This is a genomic window from Methylobacterium sp. WL119, from assembly GCF_008039875.1.
Lineage (GTDB): Bacteria > Pseudomonadota > Alphaproteobacteria > Rhizobiales > Beijerinckiaceae > Methylobacterium.
The window spans coordinates 1-25809 of the sequence record NZ_VRUU01000064.1; the positions used below are offsets into that span (position 1 = coordinate 1).

Here is a 25809-nt window from a genome sequence, read left to right on the forward strand (position 1 = left end):
GCCTCAGCCGGCGGCGCGCGCCGCGGCGCCGGCGGCGCCGGACGCGCTCAAGTTCGACATCGTCCGCGTCGAGCCGAACGGCGAGTCGGTGGTGGCCGGCCGCGGGGCGCCGAACACCGTCGTCGAGCTCCTGGTCGACGGCAAGGCGGTGGCCAAGGCGCTCGCCGACCCGAACGGGCAGTTCGCGATCGTGCCGCCGGCGCTGCCCGCGGGCAACAGCGAGATCGTGCTGCGCTCCACCAATGCCGAGGGCCGCGAGACCCGCTCGACGGAGAGCGTCGCGGTGGCGGTCTCGCCCTCGCGCACCGAGAAGCCGCTGGTGGCGCTGACCGCGCCCGACAAGCCCACGGTGGTGCTGTCGCAGCCGGAGGTCCGGACGGCGCAGCGGGCGCCGGACCCGGCGCCGGGCCAGGCGGTCGCCGGCAGGGATACCCCCGTCAAGGGCGCGGCGAAGGCCCCTGCGGCGAAGGACGCGGCGGCCAAGCCGCCTTCCGGGAAGGCCGCCAAGGACGCCCCCGCGCCCGTCAAGATCGTCAGCGTGGACGCGCAGGAGGGCGGCCGGCTGTTCGTCACCAGCCAGGCCGCGCCGGGTGCGACGGTGCGGCTCTACCTCAACGACACGCTGATCGCCCCGGCGAGCGTCGGCGCCGACGGCAAGGTCACCTTCACCATCGGCCGCGGGGTGAAGCCGGGCGCCTACACGGTGCGGGTCGACCAGGTCGATTCGGTCTCGGGCAAGGTGCGCAGCCGGGCCGAGGTGCCGTTCTCGGTGCCGGAACCCGCCCGCGTCGCGACGAACCTCGCGCCGCCCAGGCCCGGCGCGGCGGCGGACAAGCCGGCCGAGCGGCCCGCCGCCCCGGCGGCGCGGGCCGAGGCCGTCTCGCCCACCCCGGCCGCGATCGAGCCGCCGCGGGCGGGGGTGTTCGTCCCCGCGGTGAGCACGGCCAAGATCATCCGCGGCGACAGCCTGTGGCAGATCAGCCGGCGCACCTACGGCGCGGGCGACCGCTACACCGTGATCTACGATGCCAACCAGGAGCAGATCCGCAACCCGGACCTGATCTATCCCGGCCAGATCTTCGTGCTGCCGGGCGACGGCAAGGACGCGAAGGCGGGCAGGAACGGCTGAAGATTCCCCCACGCCGCCCCGCCCCGCGGCGGCTGCGGGTGTGCCACGGGCGGCGCCGGCTTATATGCCGGGGCGAGCCTCCTCTTCCGGACAATCGCGTATGACCTCCACTCCCCCGCCGGCGCCCGACGCGCGCCCGGGCCTCGTCGCCACCTATCGCCGGCTGTGGCCGTATCTCTGGCCCTACGGCCGGCCGGATCTGCAGCGGCGGGTCTTCCTGGCGTTCGGGCTGCTGCTGGTGGCCAAGCTGGTGACGATGGTGACGCCGTTCACCTTCAAGTGGATCACCGACGCGCTGGTCGCGGCGGTCGGCGGCCAGGAGCACGGCAAGGAGCAGGTGCCGACCGGGATCTTCGCCGCGCCGATGCTCTTGATCGCGATCTACGGCGCCTCGCGCATCCTGATGGCCGGGCTGACGCAGGCGCGCGACGGGCTGTTCGCCAAGGTGGCGATGCACGCGGTGCGCCGCCTGGCGCTGAAGACCTTCCGACACATGCACCAGCTCTCTCTGCGCTTCCACCTCGAGCGCAAGACCGGCGGGCTGACGCGGGTGCTGGAGCGCGGGCGCTCGGGCATCGAGGAGCTGTCGCGCCTGATGGTGCTGACGCTGGTGCCGACCATCGTCGAGTTCGTTCTGGTGCTCGGCGTGCTGGCCTGGGAGTTCGACTGGACCTACTCCCTGGTCGTCTTCGTGATGGTCGCGGCCTATCTCGGCTTCACCTACAAGGCGACCGAGTGGCGGATCGCGATCCGCCGCCGCATGAACGAGTCCGACACCGACGCCAACACCAAGTCGGTCGACTCGCTGCTGAACTACGAGACGGTGAAGTATTTCGGCGCCGAGGCCCGCGAGACCCAGCGCTTCGACGGCGCGATGGCCCGGTACGAAAAGGCCTCGACGCAGACCTACGTGTCGCTGGCCGTCCTCAACGCCGGCCAGGCGCTGATCTTCACGCTGGGCATGACCGCGGTGATGTGGCTCGCCGCCCGCGACATCCTCGCGGGGCGCACCACCATCGGCGGCTTCGTGCTCGCCAACACCATGCTGGTGCAGCTCTCGATGCCGCTGAACTTCATGGGCATGATCTACCGCGAGATCAAACAGGCGCTGATCGACATCGACGACATGTTCCGCATCCTCCACCGCAACCCGGAGATCGCGGACCGGCCGAACGCCCCGGCGCTGGTCGCCGGCCCGGCCGAGGTGCGCTTCGAGAACGTGCACTTCGCCTACAACCCGGACCGGCCGATCCTGCGCGGCGTCTCGTTCACGGTGCCCTCGGGCAAGACCGTGGCGATCGTCGGCCCCTCGGGCGCCGGCAAGTCGACGCTCTCGCGCCTGCTGTTTCGGTTCTACGAGCCGCAGAGCGGCCGCATCGCCATCGACGGGCAGGACATCGCCGCGGTGCGCCAGGATTCGCTGCGCGCCGTCATCGGCATGGTGCCGCAGGACACGGTGCTGTTCAACGACACGATCGGCTACAACATCCGCTACGGCCGCTGGGAGGCGAGCGAGGCCGAGATGCGCGAGGCCGCCCGCCTCGCCCAGATCGACCGCTTCATCGAGGGCCTGCCGGAGGGCTACGACACGCCGGTGGGCGAGCGCGGCCTGAAGCTCTCGGGCGGCGAGAAGCAGCGCGTCGCCATCGCCCGCACCATCCTGAAGAGCCCGCCGATCCTCGTCCTCGACGAGGCGACCTCGGCGCTGGACAGCTTCACCGAATCGCAGATCCAGGACGCGCTCGACCGCATCGCGAAGGGCCGCACCACCCTGGTCATCGCCCACCGCCTCTCGACGGTGGTCAACGCCGACGAGATCCTGGTGCTCGACAAGGGCGTCATCGTCGAGCGCGGCACCCACGCCGCGCTGCTCGACCAGGACGGGGTCTACGCCGCCCTGTGGAACCGCCAGCGCGAGGCGGACGCGGCGCGGGCGGCCTTGCGCCGGGCTGAGGAAGCCGCAGCACGCCAAGATGCAATCGCTGCGGAGTAAAGTATCACATGCTAGAGTACCATTCGCAAACTAAAACAAGCTGCGCTCGTTAACACAGCTAGCCCAAGTAGTGGAATTTACTTACTGCATTAAAGGTTTTGAGATTATTCTTTCGGTCCGGTCGAGCGAAGGTTCCAAATTTTCCATTGCGCAGAAGCAACGCTTAGGGGTTGCGCAATAAAATTTTGGTCAGTTACTATACCGCTCGCGCGGCTGCATGGAGGCTCCCGAGTGTCCCCTTTGGCTTCCGATCGTATGTAGATCGCCCTTCAAGCATTTGAACGAAGGCCTCATTCCTGTTCGTGGCACGATCGACCAACCGATCGAAGGCGAGCACTTCAAGCATCAGGTTCAATCCGCCATAATATCGGTACGCCATCTGGCCGCCATAGTTTGTTATGACGAAATCTTCGTTTTTAAGATAACTCTGAAGACTGTCATTCCAATCTACAAGAACATATCCGCGAACCATCTTATCGGATGGAATAGTAATTTCTCGATTGCCAGAAGTTTTTATTTTGCCTATTTTACGAATAGCTGAAATTTTTTTTCATCTGATCCACTGGATCATCTGTTAACTCATCACCATCAGATTTGTATCCTGTTTTTTGAGGTCGTTTCATTTCTACGACCATAAGCTCATTCTGGTTATTTATAAGAAGATCATGGGCGTATTCGCCTTTCGCCCGATGCGGTCCTTGGGGTGTACGATCACTCGAAATATATTGCGCGTAGGCTAGGTCATCATCTATGAGCCATAGGTTGTGCGCGCTGTAGTCAATCTCATCGCTATCTTTATAGCGCGGGTAAATAAGTGTATGTACTTTGTCTTCCGTCGCTAGGATACCCTCTTGTTTTTTTAACAGCTCGCGAAAGATAGTAATAACATGATTACGATAAGCAACATACACAGCTAAAGCTTCTTTAGCGTCTTCTGGAATTTGGGTTTTTACGAGATTCTCTAGCAGTTCAATGCTCGCGTTTTGGCTAATTTTTGAGAAGTCAAATTTTCTGCGAAATCGCTCTACAAATAAATCTTGTGCAAGCTGCTCCCGCGTCTCGGTGATCGACCGTTTTCCCACAAAATCCGCAGCTGATTTGTTACCAAGACCCCGGCGTAGCAGAGGATCTATAGCGATCAAATGCTCGACATCGGCGACCATTCTAGCCCGCCGCTCGCTGGTGTATGAGCTTTCAATTTCAAGTATATGCTGCTTAGCCATAGCAATAAGATGATCTTTAACGGATTTTTTCTTGCCATCATATTCAATTTTTGCATGCAAGTTTGTAATTCGGTCGCGAGATTGAGAAGACATGAAAAAATCGCTAGATACCGCTACTAGATAGTAATACCGTCGTGGACCCTTTTCAGAAGGTTCTACGAATGGTTTGTCGTTCAGGCCGGATGAAATGTTCTCAAGTTCGCTCGCTGCTCGATTATTTGCATAGAAATATAGCCTATGTTTCTTGGCCTGCGCTTCTCCAATCTTAAAATAACTGAATTCGAATTTTCTGTTCGCCTGTGCAATCTCAAGATATTCCGTCCGCGATCCACCGACGGAAAGGGATCTATTAAAATATTAATTAATATTGATTGGAATTTCATCGACTGTCAATATGGTATGCTTCGGTACTTTTCTTTGAATAAATTCGATTAAAAAGTGATCAAGCGCTGCAGAAGCAATAGATGTTTGCGCATCCCCGCTCGAATATTGTGGTCCGGCGAGATCAAAATAAGCACTGCTCTCTTCAGATGGTGATTTTAGTAGTGCTGTGAGGCCCGTACCGAACCGATGGGCGCCGGCCCCTCCATTGATCGGAACTTCGATTAGATTGTCATCGCTAGCAAATGGCTCGTATCTATAAACGCCGCCGGAGCTGACGCCACGTAGATCGATTTGCCGAGACGAATAAAATACTTCTCTAAAATTTTTGAAGGCAATAAAACGACCAAATCCCTTACCTCCTCGCTCATATTTATTCCCCGTAAGGGGAGTTAGAAAAGCTCCTAAGTTTTTCTCGTCAAAACCAATCCCATTATCGGCGATGATGATCTCTCGGTTAGTGCTCAAAAATTCGATTTCGATGATTCCCTTGTTCTCTGCAGCATCACCCCACCGTTCCTCAATCGAATGGAGGGAATTAGAAACAGCCTCGAACAAGGGGAAAAGAAATCCATTTAGGCCATCCGGTAAGGTGGCGCGTTTCACCTCGGATGCCAGGTCAATCGACTTGGGCTTCACACTTGCCCCCGATGCGAATGGTGAACGCCCGTCCGATTTCAAAACAATGCCCGTCGGATCTCAAAATGCCGAGCGCACCGCATGAGGGCAACCACATGATGGCACTGCCGCTCGGGCTATTCGTCTCTTGGTTAGTCGGCCCCGCCATGCGCCTGCAGCTTACGCTGTGAGTGTCTTCCTTAATTGAAAATGAGCGTGTTTGGCGTCCAAAATAAGTTGTATGCGGCTTTCATAAAAGGCATCTGGTCGAGGCTAGCTCGCGTGTCAGCATATTGACAAAATTCCTATAACATGCCTATAACCCCATCACGCGCTGCACGGCGCCGGGGCTGCGTTTCGTCCCGGGGCCGCCGTCAGGAGCCGGCCCGGTGATCGACGGGGCGGTCGGCAGCGTGGCGGTCCTGCGCGGTGGGTCGATCAACCCGCCGCGATACGGCGTCCATAATGCGCGGCGCGGGGCGCACCGAGCGGCGGGCTGTCGCCCGCAAGCGGAGCGCCCTCAGAAGAGACCTGAGCCCGTCCCGACGTTAGGGAGGGTGCGGGGATCGCCCGTTCCGGCTGTCGCCGGGGCGACCCGGCCCTACGTGGCCGGATACGTGACCGGGGCCCGCGTCGCGCGGGCCGCGGCGGCGGGGCCGTGCGGTACGTAAAGCCGCGACGACAAATCGGCGCCGGGTGCCCGCGTTCTCGGGGCCCGGCACCGCGGGGCGCCGGGGAACCGGCTCATTGCGCATCATCCCAGGGTTCCGCGGCGTCCCGCGTCTCCTGTCCGTGATGTCGGGGCCATGCCGCCGGCGGAGGCTTTCCGCGCGGGGTGGTCTTGGCGTGCCTGGACGATCGGATGCCATCGACCGTCATTCCGGGGCCGCGCAGCGGAGCCCGGAATCCAGACGCGCCGAGGGTGCCGGACCTTGCTCGCGTCGGCGGCTCTGGGTTCCGGGCTCGCCTTCAGCGCCCCGGAATGACGGGGCGGATGTCGGTCCGATGGGGCGGCCAGACCCCCGCGCGACGGCGCCGGCGGTTGACCTTCGCGCCCTGGGCTGCCATCGCGCGGGTCAAAATCCCGTTGGCCCCGCGCCCTTCGCGCGCCCCTTCCGAAAGACCGCATGAACGACCTTCTCCTGACGATCCGCCGGACGCTCGTCCCGATCCACAAGGAGGGCTACCCCTTCATCGTGATCGGGATCGTGCTCACCGTGCTGGCCGGCACCTTCTCGCAGTTCTTCGGCTGGGTGTTCCTGATCCTGACCCTGTGGGTCTGCTACTTCTTCCGCGACCCCGAGCGGGTGACGCCGGTGGCCGAGGGCCTCGTGGTCTCGCCGGCGGACGGGCGGGTGAACCTGATCTCGACCGTGCTGCCGCCGCCCGAGCTCGACCTGCCCCAGGTGCCGATGACCCGGGTCTCGGTGTTCATGAACGTGTTCGACTGCCACGTGAACCGCGTGCCGGTGACGGGCAAGATCGGGCAGATCCACTACACGCCGGGGCTGTTCCTCAACGCCGAGCTCGACAAGGCGAGCGAGGACAACGAGCGCAACGGGATGGTGATGGAGACCGTGCACGGCGGCCAGCCCGTGCGGGTCGGCGTGGTGCAGATCGCCGGCCTCGTGGCGCGCCGCATCGTCGGCTTCGTCTCGGCCGGCGACCAGCTCTCGGTGGGCGAGCGCTTCGGACTGATCCGCTTCGGCTCGCGGGTCGACGTGTACCTGCCCGTCGGCACCTGCGTGCTGGTCGGCCTCGGCCAGAAGGCGGTCGCCGGCGAGACCGTGCTCGCCGACCTCGGCGGCGGGCCCGAGCGTTCGTTCCGGCGCATCTGAGGGGAGGGGGCGATGGACGATCTCTTCCCGCCCTTCGAGCCGGACGCGAACGAGCCGCGGCCGCGCCGGTTCAAGCCGGTGCCGTTCCGGATGATCGCGCCCAACATGATCACCCTGATGGCGCTCTGCCTCGGGCTGACCGCGATCCGCCTGGCCTTCGAGGGCAAGTTCGAGCCGGCGGTGATCGCGATCATCGCGGCGGCCGTGCTCGACGGCATCGACGGGCGGGTGGCGCGGCTCCTGAAGGGCACCTCGCGCTTCGGGGCCGAGCTCGATTCGCTGGCCGACTTCGTCAACTTCGGCTGCGCGCCGGCGCTGATCCTCTACGGCTTCGCGCTCCACAACCTGAAATCGCTCGGCTGGATCGTGGCGCTGATCTTCGCCATCGCGATGGCGCTGCGGCTCGCCCGCTTCAACGCGATGCTCGACGACCCGAACCGCCCGGAATGGAAGAAGGACTACTTCGTCGGCATGCCGGCCCCGGCCGGCGCGATGACGGCGATGCTGCCGCTCTACCTGCACTTCCTCGGCTTTGGCTTCGAGGCCTGGGCGGCGCCGGCGATCCTGGTCTACGTGCTCGGCATCGCCCTGCTGGTGGTCTCCACCGTGCCGACCTTCTCCGGCAAGACCATGGGCAAGCGCGTGCCGCGCGGGTGGGTGCTGCCGATCTTCCTGGCGGGCGTCGCCGCCTTCGGCCTGCTGATCTCGTTCCCGTTCGAATCGCTGGTGGCGATCAGCGCCGCCTACATCGTCGGCCTGCCGATCGGTGCCGCGCAGTACCGCCGCCGCGCCCGGCTCGAGCCGGCGGCCCGCATCGAGTCCGGCGAGGACCCGGCCTCGGCGATCTGACGGTGGATGCCGGCCCGCGTGCGCTTGGCGGCCCCCGCCGCCACGCGTAGCGTGAGGCACCTGAAGGCTGGGGACCCGCCATGCTCGAAGAGTTCAAGAAGTTCGCGCTGCGCGGCAACGTGGTCGATCTCGCCGTCGGCGTGATCATCGGCGCCGCCTTCGGGGCGATCGTCACCTCGGCGGTGCAGGACGTGTTCATGCCGATGATCGGCGCGATCACCGGCGGGCTCGACTTCTCGAACTACTACCTGCCGCTGTCGTCGAAGGTGCAGGCCGGCGCGGCCTATGCCGAGGCGAAGAAGCAGGGCGCGGTGATTGGCTACGGCCAGTTCATCACCGTGGCGATCAACTTCATGATCGTCGCCTTCGTGCTGTTCCTGGTCATCCGCGCGATGAACAAGCTCGTGACCAAGGAGGAGGCCAAGCCCGAGGCCGTCGCCGAGGTGCCGGCCGACGTGAAGATCCTCGGCGAGATCCGCGACCTGCTCGCGACGCGCCCGAAGGTCTGACCCTCAGGCCGTCGGCTTGGTGCCGGCGGGCTTGCCGTCGTCGGGGGTGACGCCGAAGGCATCGAGGATGCGGTCGAGGGCGTGCTCGACGGCGCCCGTGCCCTCCTCGTGGGTCTTGAGCCGGGTCTCCAGGCGCTGAAGCTGCGGCGCGAAGGTGGCGTCGGGCGCGGGATCGTCGCCGAGGAAGCGCGGCTTCTCCTGGCCCACCGACAGCATCGAGCGCAGCTGCTGGCCGAGATGGTCGCGGACCGGCTCCGGAAGCCCGGCCTTCGGATCGATGGCGTCGTCGTTCATGGTGGGAATTCCCGTTCGCCGTCAGAGCCATAACGGGCGATGCGGCGAAGCGTTGCATGGGCGGCCGAGCGTGCGGTGGGCGCCAAGGAAAAGGGCCCCGGAGCCTGTCGCCCCGGAGCCCTCGCACGTCGCGCGGCGATGAAACGCCTAGTCGATCACTTCGACGATGCGGTGGCCGCGATCGACGAGGACCGGGCGGTTGTTGATCACGGTGTAGCGGGTGCCCGGCTGGACGCGGTACTCGTCGGGCACGTCGTAGTAGGTCACGCCGTCGCCCGGCAGGGTGGTGCCGACGGCGACGCGGCCGTCGTAATCGTAGGAGCGCACGTTGCGCTCGCGGACGTAGCTGCGGAAGCGCGGCTGCATGTCGACGCCGAGGATGCCGCCGACGGTGCCGGTCGCCGCGCCCACCGCGCCGCCGACGATCCCGCCGATCGGGCCGCCGATATCGGAGCCGGTCTCGGCGCCGCGCTCGGCACCGCGGATGGTGCCCTGCGCCTGTGCGGCGAGCGGCAGGGCGAGAACGAGGGCCGAGGCGGCCAGAAGGGTCTTGAACTGCATGGCAAAGCTCCGTCTTCCGATGCTCGCCGCGCCAACCGGCGCCGTGCGAGTGTCGGGCCGGTAACGCACGACCACCGGAAACGGATGCGTCAAAAAAGACCGATCGTCGGGCGTTCTCTCAGGCGTCCTTGGGCATCGCCGACTGGATGAACCGGTCGGAGCCGAGGTCTTCCTCGTCGTAGCCCAGCAGCTCGGCGAGCCGCCCCCGGGCCCGGCTGACGCGGCTCTTCACGGTGCCGACCTTGCAGCCCATGATGGTCGCCGCCTCCTCGTAGGAGACGCCCTCGGCGCCGACGAGCACCAGCGCCTCGCGCTGGTCGGGCGGGAGCTTGGCGAGCGCCGTCTGCAGGTCCTCGACGTCGAGGCGGTCGCCCTGGTGCGGGGCGGTGGCCAGGCGCGCGGCGTAGGAGCCGTCCTGATCCTCGACCTCGCGGACCCGCTTGCGGTGGTCCGAGTAGAAGATGTTGCGCAGGATCGTGAACAGCCACGCGTTCAGGTTGGTGCCGGGCTGGAAGCGGGCGCGATGCTGCCAGCCCTTCATCAGCGTATCCTGCACGAGGTCGTCGGAGCGGGCCGGGTTCGAGGTCAGCGACAGGGCGAAGGCGCGCAGGCTCGGCACGGCCGCGAGCAGGCCGTTGCGGAACTCCGGCTCGATCGCCTCGCCGCGGGCCTTGAGCGCCGCCTCGAGCTTCGCGATCAGCTCGGCGAAGCGGCTCGGCAGCTCGGTCTGGCCCAACGTGTCGTAGGCGCTGCGCAGATGGTCGCCGAGATGGGAGCGGATGGTGTGCGACAGGTTCGGCCGCGCATCCTTGTCGCCGTTTCCAGACTGGCTCGGAAGGGTGTCGGTCTCGTCGCGGGTCATGATGCGTCGCAATCTACGATCTTCTGCGGGCTCGCGGGTGGTCCGAAGCCGCGAGGCGGAACGTGTGCGGCTCGCGCCTGAGCCGTTCGAGTTGTTCCGTGTCTTTAGCCTATCGCGGCCGCGCTTGCACCTTCGCGACCGTCACATCCAAGTGCGTCGCGCCTCGTCTCAACAGGGCTTCGGCGCGACGACGACGGTGGCCGCCGCCGGCGCGCCGGGTTTCAGCAGGCGGATCGCGCCGTCGCGCAGGGTGATGACGTCACCGCGCGCGAGGTCGGTCCAGCATTCGTCGCGGGTCAGCGCCTGCGTCGCCACCACCGACACGACGTCGCGCTCGGTGGTCTCCTGGGCGAAGTCCACCCGCCAATCCTCGTCGATCAGCGTCGCCGTGCCGAAGGGCGCCCGGCGGGTGAGGTAGCACAGGCGCTTGCCGCAATGGGCGTAGAGGGTTCGGCTGTCGGAGAGCAGCATGTTGAACACGCCGAGCGCGTGCAGCTCGGCGCAGAGGTCGGCCACCGCGCGGTCGAGCAGCGCGGGCTTGGGCAGGGCCGAGAAGCGCCCCTGCAGGCGGCCGAGCATCCAGCAGAAGGCGTACTCGCTGTCCGTCGACCCGATCGGCATGAACCCGCCGAGCGGAAGCTTCTTCACCCCCTTGAGCTGACCGTTATGCGCGAAGGTCCAGCGCCGGCCCCAGAGCTCGCGCGAGAACGGATGGGTGTTCTCGAGGCTGACGCGGCCGCGATTGGCCTTGCGCACGTGCCCGATGACGATGCGGCTCTTGATCTTGTAGTCGCGCAGCAGGCGGGCGAGTTCCGACTTCGCGCTCGGCTCGGGCTCGTGGAAGCTGCGGCAGCCGCGGCCCTCGTAGAAGCTGATGCCCCATCCGTCCGCGTGCGGACCGGTCTCGCCGCCGCGCCGCGCCAACGCCGCGAACGAGAAGCGGATGTCGGTGGGCACGTTCGCGCTCATGCCGAGCAGTTCGCACATCGTCTCGGAAACTTACCTGATCGGGCGGGGCCTCGGCGCGGATCGTCCGCCGCCCGGATGTCCACTTCGGTTTAGGTGCGTTTCGGACGGCGAACAACCGTGAACCGCACCGCGCGTCAGCGGCCGAGGTAATCCGTCAGCGTCATGCCGACCATGATCGCGACCCAGAAGAAGCCGAGGCCCGAGAACAGCTTCACCAGCGGCGGCTCGTGGAGCACCTCCATCGACACGAGGAGGACGACGAGCGCCATCGCCGCGACGACGACGAGCTCGAGCGCCCAGACATGCTCGAACGGCAGCGTCGCGCCGAGGGTGACGTTGACCGCGAGCAGGCCCATCAGCGCGAGGAAGGTCAGGACCGGCTTGCGCAGCCGATCCTTCAGGAGCGCGCGGTCGGTGTCGGAGAGGGTCGCGAGCGGGCTGCGCATCGGGCTACCGGTTGACGACGTAGAGGATCGGGAAGGCCATGATCCAGATCAGGTCGATGAAGTGCCAGTACAGGCCGTAGATCTCGATCCAGTTCTGGTGCCGCGACAGGAACCCCGCCTTGGACGCGATCCAGGTCATGCCGAGCAGCAGCGAGATGCCGGTCAGCAGGTGCAGCCCGTGCAACAGCGTCGCGACGTAGTAGAGGTTCACGAACAGGCGCGAGGCCGGGCTCGCCGTCAGCTCGTAGGGGCGCGAGCCGAGGAACGGCATCATGTGCTCCTCGTAGTCGGCGTAGTACTCGTAGCCCTTCAGCACGAGGAACAGGCTGCCGAGAGCGGCGGTCGCCAGCATCGCTCGCACCATCGCCCGCTGCCAGCCAATGCGCGAGAACTCGATCGCCATCGACATGGTGAGGCTGGAGACGATCAGCACCACCGTGTTGACGGCGCCGATCCAGAACTTCAGGTGGCGCGCCGCCTCCTGCGTCGCCTCCGGGTGCTGGATCCGCACGATCAGCGCCACCAGGAACAGGGCCGCGAAGAGCAGGAGCTCGGTGATCAGCCACGCCCAGATCCCGAGCGTAGCGGCATAGCGCTGCTGCGCGACGGTCTCGAAATGGTGGGCGCGCTTGATGCCGACGCCGTCGGCGAGACCCGTGCTCATCGCTGCTGCCTCATCGATGCTGCGCCTTGGTTTCCTGCTCCTGGATCGGGTAGTCGTACGGAACCCTCGGCACCTCGGGCGGCGACGCGAAGTTGAGCGTCGGCGGCGGCGAGGTCGTCTCCCACTCGAGCCCCTTGGCGTCCCAGGGATTCACGGGCGCCTTCCTGCCGAACCACAGGGAATAGACGAGGTAGAGCATCGGGAAGATGTAGCCCGCCGCCAGGATCGTCGCGCCGGCCGAGGAGAGGACGTTCAGCATCTGGAATTCCGGCGGGTACGTCGCGTAGCGTCGCGGCATGCCGAGGTAGCCGAGGATGAACTGCGGAAAGAACGTCACGTTGAAGCCGAGGAAGATCAGCAGCGCCGAGATCCGCCCCCAGGCCTCGTTGTACATCCGGCCGGTGAACTTCGGCCACCAGAAGTGCAGCCCGCCGAGGAAGGCCAGCACCGTGCCGCCGACCATGATGTAGTGGAAGTGCGCGACCACGAAGTAGGTCGCATGGATGTGCTGGTTGATCGCCAGCGTCGCCAGGTACAGGCCGGTGAGGCCGCCGAGCACGAACAGGCCGATATAGCCCATCGCGTAGAGCATCGGCGTGTCGAGGCGGAGCTTCCCCTTATGGATCGTCGCAGTCCAGTTGTAGACCTTCACCGCCGAGGGCACGGCGACCGCGAAGGAGAGCGCCGAGAAGGCGAGCGAGGCGAGATCGCTCTGCCCGTTGATGAACATATGGTGGCCCCAGACGAAGAACGTCACCGAGGCGAGCCCGATCGCGGCATAGGCGACGAAGCGGTAGCCGAAGAGCTTCTTCTGGGCGAAGGCCGGGATGATCTCGGAGATCACCCCCATGCCCGGCAGGACCATGATGTACACCGCCGGGTGCGAGTAGAACCAGAACAGGTGCTGGAACAGCACCGGGTCGCCGCCATAGGCCGGGTCGAACACGCCGATGTGGAAGGCGCGCTCCATGATCAGCAGGATCAGCGCCGTGGTGATCACGGGCGTCGCCAGCAGGAAGATCAGGCTGGTGGCGTAGTGCGTCCAGACGAAGATCGGCAGCTTGAACCACGTCATGCCGGGCGCGCGCATGGTGTGGATCGTGACGACGAAGTTCAGGCCCGTCAGGATCGACGAGAACCCGACGATCGTCACGCCGATCAGCGCCGGCAGGACCCAGCCGTTCGAGAACGCGGTGGAGAGCGGCGCGTAGAAGGTCCAGCCCGTGTCGATGCCGCCGAGCACCACCGACACCATCGTGAAGAGCGCGCCCGTCATGAAGACGTACCAACTCGTGAGGTTCAGCTTGGGGAAGGCGAGGTCCTTCGCCCCGATCATCAGCGGGATCAGGAAGTTGCCGAAGGTCGCCGGGATCGACGGGATCAGGAAGAACCACACCATCACCACGCCGTGGATGGTGAAGGCCTTGTTGTAGGTGTCGTTGGCCATCACCGCGCCGTTCGGCACGACGAGGGCCAGCCGCACCACGCCCGCGGCGACGGCGCCGATGATGAAGAACGCGGTGATCGAGGCGAGGTAGAGGATCGCGATGCGCTTGTGGTCGGTGGTGAGGAACCACGAGCGCAGGGTCGATTGGGCGTGTAGATAGTCGGCCGGACGATCGAGCGTCGCCTCCGGCGCGTGCGGCTCGCGGTTCGCGATCCCGCTGTCGATCGTGCCCGATGCGCTCATCGCGTGGCCTCTCCGGACGCTGCGTCGCCCACGGTGCGGGTGTTCGATTTCAGGAAGTCGATCAGGCGGCCGAGGTCGTCCTCCGGGATCACGCCGGCGAAGCTCGGCATGATCTGCTTGTAGCCCTCGGCGAGCCGGTTGCCGTTGGGGTTGCGGATCTTGTCGCGAAGGTAGTCCTCGTCGGCCGTGATCGTGCGCCCGTCCGCCAGTCGCACCGCCCGTCCGTAGAGGCCGGCGAGCTTCGGCGCCTGCACGTTCGAACCGTCGTCGTGGCAGGTTCCGCAGCCGTAGGCATTGTAGATCGCCTTGCCGGCCGCGACCTTCGATTGCTGCGCCCCGGAATGGGTGAGCCAGTCCTGGTAGTCCCCCTGGCTGAGGATCGTCAGGCTGCCCTCCATCGCCGAGTGGTCGGTGCCGCAATATTCCGAGCAGTACAGGTGGAAGGTGCCGGGCTTGTCGGCCTTGAACCACAGCTCGGTGTAGCGGTCGGGCAAGGCCGCCATCTGCACCCGGAGCGCCGGCAGGTAGAGCGCATGGATCACGTCCTGGCTGATGATCCGCAGCTTGATCGGCTGGCCCATCGGCACATGCAGGTCGTTGATCTCGGATTGGCCGGTCGGGTGCTGGAACTTCCACATCCATTGCCGACCGATCGCCTCGATCACCATCGCGTCGGGCGGCGGGTTCTTCGAGATCACGAAGAGCCGCGCGCCCCAGACGAAGAAGATCAGCGTCAGCAGGAACGGGATCAGCATCCAGCTGATCTCGATCAGGTTCGAGCGGATGCCGCTGGTGTCGCGGTTGGCCTCCTGGCCGTCGCGGTACCGGATCGCGAACCAGGTGATCGCCAGGAACACCGGCACGGTGAGCACCAGCGTGAGCACCGTGAAGGCGAGGATCAGGTAGTCGGTCTCGACCGCGACGGCGGAGGCCGCCGCCGGCCAGAGCTCGAGGGCTGCGTGCTTCGGCGTCATCGGCTCACGGGTCCAGCGTTCGGCCGACCGTCAGCGCCATGGCACGGTCGATCGGGATGCGCGCGCGCTGCCGCGAGGCGTCGAGGAAGGCGTAGCCGTCGAGCTGCCGGCCTTCGGCCGCACGCTCGGCAGCGAGGTCGGCGTAGGGGTCGGCCTGAAGGTTCGGTGGCGGGGGAACGAGCCGCGCGGTCTGCTGCGCGGTCAGGCTCGGCAGGGCCTGGCGCTGATCGGTCGAGACCATCGTCTTCAGCCAGATCATCGCTCCGATCACGGCGAGCGCTGTCACCATCAGCCCGGCCATCACGCGGGCCGTGTTGCCGACATGGACGTCAGAGGTTTCGTAGCCCGGCCCGTCCGAGGATCCGGCCTCGCCGGATGCCTTCGCCGTCCCGGGCGAGGAAGGACGGCGGCGCAAGATTGCCAAGCCGGAGATGATCGACGAGACGAAGCCGAACCGGTGCTGCGTGCGCTCGGTGCTCATGCGACCGCGCTCCGCCGGCGCCGGGGCGAGAGAACGGGCATCAGGCGTTGCGCCACCGGCAGCAGGGCCACGGCCAGGCAGCAGACGGCGATCGCGGCGAAGGCGTCGCTCCAGCCGATCACGAAGCGGTCGCGCAGAGCGGGCGTCACGAACCAGAACATCTCGACCGCGTGGAGCGCGAGCACCAGCGCCGCCAAGACCCGCGTCGTCGGGCGCCCCGGCCGAAGCGTCGCGAGCGCGCCGAGCAGGACGACGGCCCCGCCGAGGCTCGCGAACGCACGGCCGAGCCAGCCGCCGCGAGCGAAGTACCACAAGACTTCCTGAGGAAGGTTCGCCGACCAGACGATCAGGAACTGCACGAAGTGCAGGAAGGCCCAGAGGCTCAGCAGGACCACCAGCGGCACAAGCCGGTCCTGCCCGGGGACCGCGCGCCCGCGCCCGATCGGCGTCGGCTCCTCCGGTGCCAGGAGGATCGCCGCGGCCAGGGCCAAGCTGCTCCAGGCCGTCAGCACGAGCACACCTTCGAGGCTCGAGCCGAGCCGATGGTCCAGGGATCCGACGAGGTCGGTGACGGCCAGGGTTCCGACGACGGCATGCAGCGCGACCCCGGAGATCGTGCGTCCGTCGCGGGTTTCGCCCGGGACCACGAACCGCGCGGCGAGCCAGACCCAGGCGGCGAGGTACGCGATCACCCGCAGGGCGAAGAGCGGCACCGTGAACCACAAAGCGGCCAGCGGCGTCGCGGGCGGCGCGTCGGTCCATCGATAGATCTGCCCGATGCCGAACAGGACGGGCACGCCCAGGATCGCTGCCACCGGCATCAGCCCGACGAGGCGACGCAAGGACTTGGAAAGCTCGCCTTCGCCGCGGTCGTGCTCGCGCAGGCCGAACCGCTCAAGCGCGATGGCGATCGGAAGCGCGCCGACCGGCAGGGCGAGTAGCGCGAGCCAAGCCGCCAGGTAGGACGTGGCCGCCCCGCGCCAGCCACCCGCCAGCACGGCGAGGATCGATGCTCCGGCGCCGAGGAGCAGCACCGCGATGGGACGGCGCCGTGCGGCCGAGGCGTAAGCGGCCATCATCGCGACGCCTCCAGCTTGGCCCGGTCCTCGGGCGGCAGGCCCGCGACCTCGGTATCCTGGCTCCGTTGCAGGGCGCGGACATAGGCGATGATCGCCCAGCGATCCGCGGAGGGGATCATCTGGCCCATCCCGTACATCGCCCGGTGCCCCTCCGAGATCGCGTGGTACAGGTCGTCGGCCGACGCCGTACGCTGGCGTTCGGTGGTGAGCTGACCGGCCGAGGGAAAGCCGCGCGCGACGACGATCCCGCGGCCGTCGCCCGAGGCGCCGTGGCACGGGGTGCAGTAGATGCCGTACCGCTCCCGCCCGCGCGCCAGCAGGGTCTCGGTGATGCTTGCTGGCTGCGCCGCCGGCCTGGCCGGATCGTTCCGCGGCACGGTGCCGGCGACGGGATGGCGCATCGTCATCGCCTGCGGGAAGAAGCCGTTCCTGTCCCAGGTCTTGGCACGCGGCTGCTCGCTCATGTCGGCTTCGCCGCAGGCCGCGAGCGGCAGGACGGCGAGCAGGGCCAGGAGACGCCTCATCGCGGCACCCGGCGGATGTCGAGCGGGCGGCCGGCTTCCGTGGGCAGGGACGCCAGCTTGCGCACGACGCGGTCGGCGTCGAAGCGCTCGCCCTGGGCTTCGGCCGAGAGGAAGTAGCGGTCGTCCGTCGCGCGCAGGAACCCCGGGATGTTGAACGCCGGGTGGTTCAAGCGCGGCAACCGGTTCAGGATCAGCAAGGCAAGGTGGACCGCGATCGTGCCGCTCATCATCGCGAAGGACAGGCTCGGCACCACGAAGGACGGCCACGAGAAGCGCGGACGCCCGCCGATCAGGAACACGTAGTCGTAGGCCGTCGCGTAGACGCACATCCCGAAGAAGGCGGCGCCGCCCGCGAGCGCGCCGAGGATCGCGTAGGCGCGGATCGAGCGCCCGGCGATCCCGAGGGTGCGGAGCACGCGCGGCATCGGCACGGGGCCGTGCGCGTCCAGGTGGACGTGGGCGTCGTCTCGGCCGGACAGGGCGGCGGCGGCGGCCGCGAGGTCACCTTCCGAGGCGAAGGCGGCGCTGACGCCCCAGAGCGGCGCGTCCTCCGTCCCGTCCCGCTCGCTGGCAAGCGGCCGCGCCTCGGCCTCCTTCACCGCCCTCCGCTCGGCCGCCGCCGGCACGACGGCGAGCGCCAGGCGACGGCTTTCGGTGATTGAGACCGCCGGCAGGTAGCGCAGGAACAGCAGCAGCAGCGTCAGGAACAGGCCGACGGAACCGGCGAAGGTGGCGACGCCCCAGATCGTCTCGCTGTAGGCCAGCCGCGAGGAGGGCAGGAAATCCTGGGCCAGCGTCACCACGAGGACCATGACGTGGTCGGCGTAGGCGCCGATCGCGATCAGGACGCCGATCAGCGCGACCGCGAGCGGCGACCGGCGCAGGCGGGCCGACCAGAACGCCTGTGCCGGAATCAGCAGGCACGCGACGACGGTCCAGAAGGCCCAGGCATGGGCGCCCGTTATCCGCCGGATCAGCACGTCGCGTTCCTGCTGGTCGCCGTGCAGGAACGTCGAAAAGAACTCGGTGGCGTAGCAGTACAGGCTGGCGCATCCGAGGCAGAGCATCAGCCGGGCGAGGATCTCGAGGTGCCGTGCCGAGATCAGCCCGTCGAGTCGGTAGACCGAGCGGATCAGCACCACGATCGCGGCGGTGACGCCGACGCCCGAGAACACGGCGTTGACGAGGAAGGTCACCGGCAGGATCGTGTCGTGCCAGCCCGGCATCACCGAGCCCGCGAGCATCACCGAGGCGCCGGTCTGGAGCGAGACCACAAGCAGCACGCCGAGCAGCGCGATGGTGCGGTAGGCCTGCGACCAGAGCTGCCAATGCGCCGCCGATCCGCGCCAGCCCGATGCGACGATCCCGTAGGCCTGCGCCTTCAGGAGCGACCGCTTCCGAGGGCGGCCGTGGGCCTTCTCCTGCGCCAGCGCATCCTCGACGGCGCGGTCGCGCAACGACGCGAGGTCTGGCAGCAACCCGATGTACCAGAGGCTGACGCAGACCACGAGGTAGGACACGATGTCGATCGCGTCCCACAGGAGCGGCGAGCGGAACTGCGGCCACAGGTCGTAGGTGTTCGGATAGGGCAGGTTCCAGAAGAAGAACCACGGCCGGCCGAGATGGATGATCGGGTAGAGGCCGGCGGCGCAGGTGCAGAGCAAGGCGACCGTCTCGGCGACCCGGTTGACGGCGCCGCGCCATTCCGCCCCGAGCAGGAGCAGCACCGCGGAGACGAGGAGGCTGCCGCTGGCGACGCCGATCCACCAATCGTAGCTCGCGATGTCGAGCGCCCAGACGACGGCGTTGTTGTTCCCCCAGATGCCGACGCCCGTCAGGAGCAGGTAGCACAGCACCCCGCCGAACAGGCCGAGCAGGGCGAGCGCGCCGGCGAAGGCGATCCACCAGCGGCGGTTCAACGGATGCGTCAGCGGGACCGAAGCGACGGCGCGACCGATGCCGTGCAGCGTCGCGTCGGGGCCGATCAGGCCGGTGCCGGATGGTGGCTGGAGCGTGGCTCCCGACATGGCGTCAGCCCTCCTTCGCCGGCGGCGCGAGGCTCGCGAGGTAGGTCGTCCGCGGGCGCGTGTTCAGCTCGCCGAGCAGAGCGTAGTTGCGGCCGTCCGCCCGCGCCGCGGCGATCCGGCTGCGGGGGTCCGAGAGGTTTCCGAAGGTGATGGCGCGGGTGGGGCAGGCGCCCTGGCAGGCGGTCTCGACGGCACCGTCCGGGATCGGCGCGTGCGCGTCCTTGGCGGAGTCGATGCGGGCCGCGGCGATGCGCTGGACGCAGTAGGTACACTTCTCCATCACGCCGCGGGCGCGCACCGTCACGTCGGGATTGCGCTGCTGCTGCGCCACCACCGGCATGTCGCCGGTATAATCGAGATAGTTGAAGCGCCGGACCTTGTACGGGCAATAGCTCTGGCACGTCCGCGTGCCGACGCAGCGATTGTAGACCTGCAGGTTCAGGCCCTCGCTGTCGTGCAGCGTCGCCTCCACCGGGCAGCCGACCTCGCAGGGTGCGTTCTCGCAATGCATGCACGGCACGGGCTGGAAATGCGTCTCGGGCGCATCGAGCGTGCCGGAGAAGTAGCGGTCCACCCGCAGCCAGCCCATCCATCGGCCGCGCTCGACCTCCTCGCGCCCGACGACCGGGATGTTGTTCTCGGATTGGCAGGCGGTGATGCAGGCGTTGCAGCCGATGCAGGAATCGAGGTCGATCGCCATGGCCCAGGCGGCCTCCGCGCCGCGTTCTGCGGCTGCGGGCTTCGGGTAGAACGAGGCCAGCTCGTAGGCCTTCGCATCGCCGACCGGCTTCGCGCCCTGGTGCTGGACGCGGACGAGATCCATCCCCTCCATCGTGCCGAGATCCTGGGTGGTCGCGGGCATCCGGCGCTGGCCGGTCGCGGCGAGCGTCGCGCCCTCCAGCAGCCATGGGTCCATCGCCGGCCGCAGCACGTTGGCAGCGTATCCCAGGCCCTTCGCGAGGTGGTCGGGCACGTTGCGCCCGTAGCCGAGCCCGAGGCTGACCGTGTTCTCGGCCTGCCCGGGCGTAATCCAGACCGGACCTTCGATCGCGCGCCCGTCCGCGGCGATGCGCACGATGTCGCCGTTGGCGAGCCCACGTCGCTCGGCGAGCTTCGGGCTGACACCGACGACGTTTTCCCAAACGATCTTCGTCAGGGGCTTGGGCAGTTCTTGCAGCCAGCCGAGATCGGCCAGTGTCCCGTCCCAGATGGTGGGGTCGGGGCGGAACACCACCTCGATGGTCTCCTGCGGCGCTTCCGGAGGCTTTGCCGGCGCCGAGGCGGCCTCAGTCAGCACCGTCGTCTCGGGCTTGGCCGCGCTGTCGGGCAGGAAGCCGCTGCGCAGGGCCTCCTCGAAGCGGGCCTGGAACGTGGCGTCGGTCTCGGATTCGCCGCGCATCCGCTGCTTCAGCAGATCGAGACCGTTGCCGATCGTGCCCCGGTCGAGGAAGCCCAACAGCTCGTTGGCGGCGCGGCCGTTGTAGAGCGGCGCGACGGTCGGCTGGATCAGGCCGACGGTGCCGTCGAGGGAGCGGGCATCGCCCCAGGATTCGAGCGGATGCGCCAGCGGCAGGTGCCAATCGGAATGGGCCGCGGTCTCGTCGAAGTAGAGGCCGGCATGGATCTTCAGCGGCACGCGCTCCATGGCCTGCGCGAAGTCGAGGGCGCCCGGCGCCTCGTAGACCGGGTTCACGCCGAGCACGATCAAGGTCTCGACCGAGCCCTCCGCCATGGCGGTGCTGAGGTCGCGGAGCGTCCCGGCGCCGATCGCCTGGGCCGGTGCGGTGTGCCGCACCGTCGTGCCGGCGTTGCCCAAGGCGCCGTTGAGCCGGTGGACCAGGGCATGCAACGCCGGGGAGCCGCTGAGCCCGGTGGTGACGATGCCGGCGCCGCGGGCCGCGTTCAGCGCAGCGGATGCACGCTCGAGCCAAGCCGCCGACGCGTCGTCGGCGGAGGGTGCTGTTCCGCCCTCGGCGAGGCTCAGCAGGTCCCGCGCCAGGGCTTCCATCCGCGTGGCGGCGACCGCGATCCCGTAGTCCGCCTTGGCGCTGGTCAGCGTCGGCGTCGCCGCGGCGGCGTGAAGGGTGAGGAGGTTGCCGGCCGCGTAGGATGCCTTTCGCGCGTCGCTCCAGCGCCGCGCCAGCCCGACCTGCCCGGGGCCGAGGTCGAGCATGTCCCCGTCGAGGGACACGATGGTTCGCGCCTTGGCGAACTCGGGAAGCGTCTCGAACGGCCGGCCGAAGGCGCGCCGGGCTCCTTCGTAGAGGCCGTCGCGCGCGACGCCTGCGCTGACGTACCAGCGCATCGCCGGATAGGTCTTCCGCATCCGCGCGATCTCGGCCTCGAGCGACGGCGAGGTCACCGGGCCGGTAAGCAGGGCGAGGCCTTCGCCGCCCTTCGCCTGCCAAGCCGGCATCTGCGCCAGCATCGCGCCCTGGAAGGCGGCCCACGAACTCGGCCGCCCGATATGCTGCACCGCCTGCGAGCGGAACGGATCGTAGAGGCCGAGCACCGAGGCCTGCGCCAGCACGTCGGTGCCGCCCAGGCTCCAGGGATGGTCGGGGTTGCCCTCGATCTTCAGTGGGCGGCCGTTCCGGGTGGTGACGAGGATGCCGTTGGCGAACCCGTCGAGCAGCGCCGACGAGGCGTAGCTGAGCGGCGCGCCGGGCAGGATCCGCTCGGGCGCGTTGACGTAGGGCAGCTCGTAGTGCCGCCCGTCGCTCGAGTCGCAGGCGGACAATCCGGCAAGCGCGAACGAGGCGGCCATCAGCTTCAGGAAGCCGCGCCGCTCCGGCGAGGCCGCGAGCCGCGCCGCGGCGGGAAACTCGGCCTCCAGGTAGCTTCGGAACTCGGGCGTGTCGGCGACCGCGTCGAGGCTGCGCCAGAAGGCCGGCCCGTCGCCGGACGCCAGGCGCGCGCGGATCGCGCCGATGTCGTGATGCCCGGTCATGTGCGGTCCGTCCCCATCAGCGATGACAGATCGCGCATTCGGTCAGGCGCTCGCCCCCCCGGATGTGGTTCTTGGCGACGAGCTCGGGCCCGAGGGTCGCCTGATTCTCAGGCGGCTTCCACGTCATGTTCCAGACCTGCTCCTGCGGGCGGACGTACTTCGCCGGATCGCGGTGGCAGTCGAGGCAGAACTGCATCTCGAAGGCGTTGGCGCGGTAGGTCATCTGCATGCTGGTCACGTCGCCGTGGCAGGTCGAGCAACCGATCCCCTTCGTCACATGGACCGAGTGGTTGTAGTAGACGTAGCTCGGCAGCTTGTTCAGGCGTACCCATTGAAGCGGCTCGTCGCGCGCGAAGCTGTCGCGCACCGGCTTCAGCATGTCGGACCCGGTCCAGATCTGCGAATGGCAGGTCATGCAGGTGTGGGTCGGCGGAATGCCGGCGGTCGCCTGGGTCTCCACCGTCGTGTGGCAGTAGCGGCAGTCGACCCCGAGCTCGCCGGAATGATGCTTGTGGCTGAACGGCACCGGCTGGGCCGGGGCGACCCCGACGTCGGTGACGTAATCCGAGCGCACGATCCCCGCCGCGACGATCGGGATGCCGGCAAGGCACGCCACGCCGGTGAGCAGGGCGAGCCGGTAGATCGCGTCGGCGCCCGGCGAGAACAGCTGCGCCATCAGGCGATGGCCCGCGGGCGCCGAGACCGCCGCATGTCGTCGGTGGAGAGCGTCACCAAGATGTTCGACCCTGCCTCGCCATGCCCGCAGCCCGGTCCCGCAAGGTTGACCCGGTCTGCACCGTCAAAGCAATGCGACGGAGGTTCGCTCTTGCCCGGCCGATGCCACGCGCTATGGAAGAATTCCAAGCTGAGCGACAGGGGGCGATTGGCCGCGTTTTCCGCCGGCGTGCGCAGCGTGCGGTGGCGCGCTTTTCGCGGGACCGAAGAGCGCTTATGCGCTGGGAGGCGGCGTGCGATCCGGCGGCCGCCCGGGACCGGCCGATGCGAAAGCCTTCGATCACGTGAGCGGCCATGGAGCCTGATCCGATCGTTCTCGCCTGGCGCGCGGCGCGCGGGCGCCACCTCGCCGCGGTCGCGCTGGCGCTCGGCCTCGGCGGCCCGCTCTGCATCCTCGCCCTGCTCTGCCTGCGCGACCTCGTCCACACCCTGGGACACGACGAGGCGACGGCACTGGTCTTCTTGCGCGTCGCCATCGCCCGCACGGCCGACGATTTCGTCCTGGTTCCGGGCTGGAGCCTGGCGCCGCTTGACCTCGAACGCGCAGCCTTCTTCGGTCTCTCCGCCTGCGCGTTGGCGCTCGCCGGCCTCGGCTGGTTCGTCGCCGCCCTGAGCTTCTCGGCCCAGAGCCGTGCGGTCCTGCGCATGCGCGAGGCCGCGACCGCGGCGATCCTCGATGCGCCGCCGGGTGCCCGCGAGGAGGCGCGCGGCCTCGCCGGTCTCCTCGGGCAGGCGCTCGGCCGGGTCGACGGCCTGCTCGCCATCGGCATCCTCGTGCCGGCGATGGCGCTCGGCGCGATCCTCGTCGCTCTGGGCTTCGCCGCCCTGGCCGCCCCGCGGCTGGTACCCGCCGCGGCGGTCGGCCTGTTCGCGGCCGCGATGGCGCGCGAGCTGATCCTTCGCCGCTCGGCGTCGCGGAGCGCTCTGCGCCTGCGCTCGAGCGCGCTTGCGGAACGGACGCTCGGGGATCTGGTCCGACGCATGCCGGCGGTGCGGATCCACGGCTCGGCGACCCTGGAGCGCGCGCGCATCGCCGAGAAGGCCGCGGCGACCCGCGCGGCGCTGGCGAGCGCCGAGGCGAAGCTCGCCTATGCCCGTGCGCCCTCGCTGGCGCTGGCCATCATCCTGCCGGCGATGGCTGCCGGTGCCGCCCTGTGGCGCGGCGGCGGCAACGGTGCGCCGCCCGCCCGCGACGTCGACCCCGCCGCCCTGGTCGCGGCGGCCGGCGCCTTCGCGATCGCGGCGATCCTGATCGCCCTGACGCTCAACCTCTGGCGTCTGCGCGAGGGGTTGAAGCCGCTTTTCCGCGAGACCGCCCGCACGATCGCGGCCCTGGAGGGGCGACGCGGGCGCAAGGGCGGGCTCGCCGTCCCCCGCGCCGGCGATCTCGCGGCGCGGGGCGTCGGCGCCTTCGACGCGGCGACCGGCGAACGGCTCTCGGGGGTCGACCTCACGCTGGCGATGCCCTCGCACGTCGCGATCACAGGCATCCGCGGCAGCGGCGCCCGGGTGCTCGCGGCGATCCTCGCGGGCCAGGTCGCGCCGACGGCGGGCAACGTCACCTATGCCGGGCACGATCTCGGCGCGTTCGACGCCGCGGATCGCGCCCGCCGCATCGCGTTCGCCGCCGGCGAGGCGATCCTGGTCGAGGGGACGCTCCGCGCCAACATCCTCTACGGCGCCGATCCCGCGGCCGCTCCCGATCAGCCCGCCTTCGTCGAGATCCTGCGGATCACCGGGCTCGATGCCTTCGCCTATTCCCGCGGCCTCCTCGCCCGGGTCGATCCGGTCGCCGCCCCCGACTTCGCCCGCGCCTTGGTGGCCGCCCGCGTCACGATGCGGACGATGCTGAAGGCGGAAGGGGCGGAGCGCCTGGTTGAGCCGTTCGATCCCGCCCGCTACAACCATCAGGCCACGGTCGGCGAGAACATCCTGTTCGGCGAGCCCGTGGGCCAGACCTTCGCACCCAAGCGCCTCGCTCGCCATCCCTACATGCGCGCCGTGCTGGAGGCGGAAGACCTCGTCCGCCCGCTCACGGAGATCGGCCTTGCGGTCGCGCGCAGCACCGTCGAGATCTTCGCCGATCTGCCCAACGACCATCCGCTGTTCGACGCGTTCTCCCTCTTTCCGGCCGACGAGCGTGGCTACTTCGAGGATCTGGTGGTGCGCCAGCCGGATGCGGTCGCGCTGCGTCGCGGCCCGGCGGGCCAGCGCGACCGCGAGCGGCTCATCGGGTTGGCGCTGCGCTACAGCGAAACCCGCCACCGCTTTGGGCTGATCGACGCCGCGTTCGAGGAGCGGCTCGTCGCCGCCCGCCACTCCTTCGCGCGGATGCTGCCGGCTCACCTCGCCGCCGCGGTCGAGTTCCACGATCCCACGCGGATCAACCCGGCGGCCAGCGTCGAGGAGAACCTGCTGTTCGGCCGCGTCAGCCTCGGAGAGGCCGGGGCGGAGCCGCGGGTGCGGGCGATCGTCCGGCGTGTGCTGACCGAGGAGGGCCTGGAAGCCTCGGTCTATCGGCTCGGCCTCGACAGCCGGGTCGAGCCCGGAAGCGCGGGCACCGGCTCGGTGCTCGGCGAGGGCGCGATCCCGGTCGAGACCCGGATCGCGATCGACCTCGCCCGCTGCCTGATCCGCCAGCCCGACATCGTGGTCGTCGCGATCCTGCTCGACGAGCGCAAGCCCGCCGAGATCGCGGCGCGGATCACCCGCCTGCGCGCGGCCCGGGCCGGCCGCGGCCTCATCGTCTGCGTCCCCGACGCCGCCGACCTCGACGTCCTCGACCCGTTCGATGCGGTGATCGCCGTGGAGAACAGCACCGTGGTTCCGGTGCCGGCGAAGCCCGCCCGCGCGCTCGAGCCGGCATGAAGCCATACGGACGCCGTATTGGCCGCACAGGTTCGGGCCGCGCACGGGGCGGGCACGCGGGCCGGACCGGTGCGGCCAATTCGGCGGGCGGATGGGGTGATGCCGGGGCGGGGGCGCGGGCGGGGGTGGCCGGCCCCGGGGCCCC

22 protein-coding genes are annotated in these 25809 nt (G+C 68.1%); 6 read left to right on the top strand and 16 right to left on the bottom strand.

The features are described from left to right. The coding region (locus FV227_RS19705) for a LysM peptidoglycan-binding domain-containing protein (protein WP_147859733.1) at positions 1 to 1129 on the top strand (1129 nt) is incomplete at its 5' end. A 100-nt stretch (positions 1130 to 1229) separates the two neighbouring features. Further along, entirely contained in the window at positions 1230 to 3122 is a 1893-nt protein-coding gene (locus FV227_RS19710; protein WP_147859734.1) for an ABC transporter ATP-binding protein/permease, read from the top strand. Between the two features lie 527 nt (positions 3123 to 3649). On the opposite strand, the gene FV227_RS29975 is transcribed toward FV227_RS19710, so the two are convergent. Beyond that, positions 3650 to 4438 (bottom strand): hypothetical protein, encoded by a 789-nt coding sequence (locus tag FV227_RS29975; RefSeq protein ID WP_246687870.1) that lies wholly within the window; start codon positions 4436 to 4438, stop codon positions 3650 to 3652. Positions 4439 to 4702: 264 nt separating this feature from the next. Beyond that, positions 4703 to 5365, bottom strand: coding sequence for a sensor histidine kinase (locus FV227_RS29980; RefSeq protein WP_147862973.1), 663 nt, complete (start codon positions 5363 to 5365; stop codon positions 4703 to 4705). A 1106-nt stretch (positions 5366 to 6471) separates the two neighbouring features. Here FV227_RS29980 and FV227_RS19720 point away from each other — a divergent pair. From FV227_RS19720 to mscL, 3 genes are all read left to right on the top strand, one after another. Further along, entirely contained in the window at positions 6472 to 7182 is a 711-nt protein-coding gene (locus FV227_RS19720) for a phosphatidylserine decarboxylase (RefSeq protein ID WP_147726010.1), read from the top strand. A gap of 12 nt (positions 7183 to 7194) precedes the next feature. Beyond that, positions 7195 to 8031, top strand: a complete 837-nt coding sequence (gene pssA, locus FV227_RS19725; RefSeq protein WP_147726011.1) for a CDP-diacylglycerol--serine O-phosphatidyltransferase — start codon at positions 7195 to 7197, stop codon at positions 8029 to 8031. Positions 8032 to 8111: 80 nt separating this feature from the next. Next, positions 8112 to 8540: a large conductance mechanosensitive channel protein MscL gene (gene mscL / locus FV227_RS19730; protein ID WP_147726012.1), complete on the top strand. Its 429-nt coding sequence runs from the start codon at positions 8112 to 8114 to the stop codon at positions 8538 to 8540. Positions 8541 to 8543: 3 nt separating this feature from the next. On the opposite strand, the gene FV227_RS19735 is transcribed toward mscL, so the two are convergent. From FV227_RS19735 to FV227_RS19800, 14 genes are all read right to left on the bottom strand, one after another. Beyond that, positions 8544 to 8834, bottom strand: a complete 291-nt coding sequence (locus FV227_RS19735; protein ID WP_147726013.1) for a hypothetical protein — start codon at positions 8832 to 8834, stop codon at positions 8544 to 8546. Between the two features lie 147 nt (positions 8835 to 8981). Beyond that, positions 8982 to 9395: a DUF1236 domain-containing protein gene (locus FV227_RS19740; RefSeq protein ID WP_147726014.1), complete on the bottom strand. Its 414-nt coding sequence runs from the start codon at positions 9393 to 9395 to the stop codon at positions 8982 to 8984. Between the two features lie 118 nt (positions 9396 to 9513). Further along, positions 9514 to 10257, bottom strand: a complete 744-nt coding sequence (locus FV227_RS19745) for a NepR family anti-sigma factor (RefSeq protein WP_147726015.1) — start codon at positions 10255 to 10257, stop codon at positions 9514 to 9516. 168 nt (positions 10258 to 10425) lie between these two features. Continuing rightward, entirely contained in the window at positions 10426 to 11244 is an 819-nt protein-coding gene (locus FV227_RS19750) for a class II glutamine amidotransferase (protein ID WP_147726016.1), read from the bottom strand. A 116-nt stretch (positions 11245 to 11360) separates the two neighbouring features. Then, entirely contained in the window at positions 11361 to 11672 is a 312-nt protein-coding gene (locus FV227_RS19755; RefSeq protein WP_147726017.1) for an oxidase, read from the bottom strand. A gap of 4 nt (positions 11673 to 11676) precedes the next feature. Then, complete coding sequence (locus FV227_RS19760) at positions 11677 to 12336, bottom strand: cytochrome c oxidase subunit 3 (RefSeq protein WP_147726018.1); 660 nt, start codon at positions 12334 to 12336, stop codon at positions 11677 to 11679. A 10-nt stretch (positions 12337 to 12346) separates the two neighbouring features. Continuing rightward, positions 12347 to 14026, bottom strand: coding sequence for a cbb3-type cytochrome c oxidase subunit I (locus FV227_RS19765; protein ID WP_147726019.1), 1680 nt, complete (start codon positions 14024 to 14026; stop codon positions 12347 to 12349). Beyond that, on the bottom strand, positions 14023 to 15000 hold the full coding sequence (gene coxB, locus FV227_RS19770) for a cytochrome c oxidase subunit II (protein WP_147726020.1): 978 nt from the start codon (positions 14998 to 15000) through the stop codon (positions 14023 to 14025). The genes FV227_RS19765 and coxB overlap by 4 nt, the downstream gene beginning before the upstream one ends. Positions 15001 to 15004: 4 nt before the next feature. Further along, positions 15005 to 15481: a hypothetical protein gene (locus FV227_RS19775; RefSeq protein ID WP_147726021.1), complete on the bottom strand. Its 477-nt coding sequence runs from the start codon at positions 15479 to 15481 to the stop codon at positions 15005 to 15007. After that, the gene (locus FV227_RS19780) at positions 15478 to 16560 is read right to left on the bottom strand and encodes a hypothetical protein (protein WP_187274880.1); all 1083 of its coding nucleotides are present in this window, start codon (positions 16558 to 16560) and stop codon (positions 15478 to 15480) included. The genes FV227_RS19775 and FV227_RS19780 overlap by 4 nt, the downstream gene beginning before the upstream one ends. Then, on the bottom strand, positions 16557 to 17084 hold the full coding sequence (locus FV227_RS19785) for a cytochrome c (RefSeq protein ID WP_147859735.1): 528 nt from the start codon (positions 17082 to 17084) through the stop codon (positions 16557 to 16559). The genes FV227_RS19780 and FV227_RS19785 overlap by 4 nt, the downstream gene beginning before the upstream one ends. Continuing rightward, a complete protein-coding gene (locus tag FV227_RS19790; RefSeq protein WP_147859736.1) occupies positions 17081 to 19111 on the bottom strand; it encodes a quinol:electron acceptor oxidoreductase subunit ActD in 2031 nt (676 codons plus the stop codon). Before FV227_RS19790 ends, FV227_RS19785 begins: the two co-directional genes overlap by 4 nt. A 4-nt stretch (positions 19112 to 19115) precedes the next feature. Next, positions 19116 to 22061, bottom strand: a complete 2946-nt coding sequence (locus tag FV227_RS19795) for a TAT-variant-translocated molybdopterin oxidoreductase (RefSeq protein WP_147728338.1) — start codon at positions 22059 to 22061, stop codon at positions 19116 to 19118. Positions 22062 to 22077: 16 nt separating this feature from the next. Continuing rightward, positions 22078 to 22737 carry a cytochrome c3 family protein gene (locus FV227_RS19800; protein WP_147728339.1) on the bottom strand — a complete coding sequence of 220 codons (660 nt, stop codon included), beginning with the start codon at positions 22735 to 22737 and terminating at the stop codon, positions 22078 to 22080. A gap of 353 nt (positions 22738 to 23090) precedes the next feature. Here FV227_RS19800 and FV227_RS19805 point away from each other — a divergent pair, with 353 nt between their 5' ends. After that, positions 23091 to 25664 (top strand): ABC transporter ATP-binding protein/permease, encoded by a 2574-nt coding sequence (locus FV227_RS19805; RefSeq protein WP_147859737.1) that lies wholly within the window; start codon positions 23091 to 23093, stop codon positions 25662 to 25664. Positions 25665 to 25809: the final 145 nt, after the last annotated feature.

What these genes read in the sequence shown, in the direction of transcription:
- FV227_RS19755 (WP_147726017.1), bottom strand. Translation starts at nt 11,672, where the DNA reads ATGCGCAGCCCGCTCGCGACCCTCTCCGACACCGACCGCGCGCTCCTG.
- FV227_RS19750 (WP_147726016.1), bottom strand. Translation starts at nt 11,244, where the DNA reads ATGTGCGAACTGCTCGGCATGAGCGCGAACGTGCCCACCGACATCCGC.
- FV227_RS19800 (WP_147728339.1), bottom strand. Translation starts at nt 22,737, where the DNA reads ATGGCGCAGCTGTTCTCGCCGGGCGCCGACGCGATCTACCGGCTCGCC.
- FV227_RS19760 (WP_147726018.1), bottom strand. Translation starts at nt 12,336, where the DNA reads ATGAGCACGGGTCTCGCCGACGGCGTCGGCATCAAGCGCGCCCACCAT.
- mscL (WP_147726012.1), top strand. Translation starts at nt 8,112, where the DNA reads ATGCTCGAAGAGTTCAAGAAGTTCGCGCTGCGCGGCAACGTGGTCGAT.
- FV227_RS19805 (WP_147859737.1), top strand. Translation starts at nt 23,091, where the DNA reads ATGGAGCCTGATCCGATCGTTCTCGCCTGGCGCGCGGCGCGCGGGCGC.
- pssA (WP_147726011.1), top strand. Translation starts at nt 7,195, where the DNA reads ATGGACGATCTCTTCCCGCCCTTCGAGCCGGACGCGAACGAGCCGCGG.
- FV227_RS19765 (WP_147726019.1), bottom strand. Translation starts at nt 14,026, where the DNA reads ATGAGCGCATCGGGCACGATCGACAGCGGGATCGCGAACCGCGAGCCG.
- FV227_RS19790 (WP_147859736.1), bottom strand. Translation starts at nt 19,111, where the DNA reads ATGTCGGGAGCCACGCTCCAGCCACCATCCGGCACCGGCCTGATCGGC.
- FV227_RS29975 (WP_246687870.1), bottom strand. Translation starts at nt 4,438, where the DNA reads ATGTCTTCTCAATCTCGCGACCGAATTACAAACTTGCATGCAAAAATT.
- FV227_RS19710 (WP_147859734.1), top strand. Translation starts at nt 1,230, where the DNA reads ATGACCTCCACTCCCCCGCCGGCGCCCGACGCGCGCCCGGGCCTCGTC.
- FV227_RS19735 (WP_147726013.1), bottom strand. Translation starts at nt 8,834, where the DNA reads ATGAACGACGACGCCATCGATCCGAAGGCCGGGCTTCCGGAGCCGGTC.
- FV227_RS19775 (WP_147726021.1), bottom strand. Translation starts at nt 15,481, where the DNA reads ATGAGCACCGAGCGCACGCAGCACCGGTTCGGCTTCGTCTCGTCGATC.
- FV227_RS19720 (WP_147726010.1), top strand. Translation starts at nt 6,472, where the DNA reads ATGAACGACCTTCTCCTGACGATCCGCCGGACGCTCGTCCCGATCCAC.
- FV227_RS19785 (WP_147859735.1), bottom strand. Translation starts at nt 17,084, where the DNA reads ATGAGGCGTCTCCTGGCCCTGCTCGCCGTCCTGCCGCTCGCGGCCTGC.
- FV227_RS19745 (WP_147726015.1), bottom strand. Translation starts at nt 10,257, where the DNA reads ATGACCCGCGACGAGACCGACACCCTTCCGAGCCAGTCTGGAAACGGC.
- FV227_RS19780 (WP_187274880.1), bottom strand. Translation starts at nt 16,560, where the DNA reads ATGATGGCCGCTTACGCCTCGGCCGCACGGCGCCGTCCCATCGCGGTG.
- coxB (WP_147726020.1), bottom strand. Translation starts at nt 15,000, where the DNA reads ATGACGCCGAAGCACGCAGCCCTCGAGCTCTGGCCGGCGGCGGCCTCC.
- FV227_RS19740 (WP_147726014.1), bottom strand. Translation starts at nt 9,395, where the DNA reads ATGCAGTTCAAGACCCTTCTGGCCGCCTCGGCCCTCGTTCTCGCCCTG.
- FV227_RS19795 (WP_147728338.1), bottom strand. Translation starts at nt 22,061, where the DNA reads ATGACCGGGCATCACGACATCGGCGCGATCCGCGCGCGCCTGGCGTCC.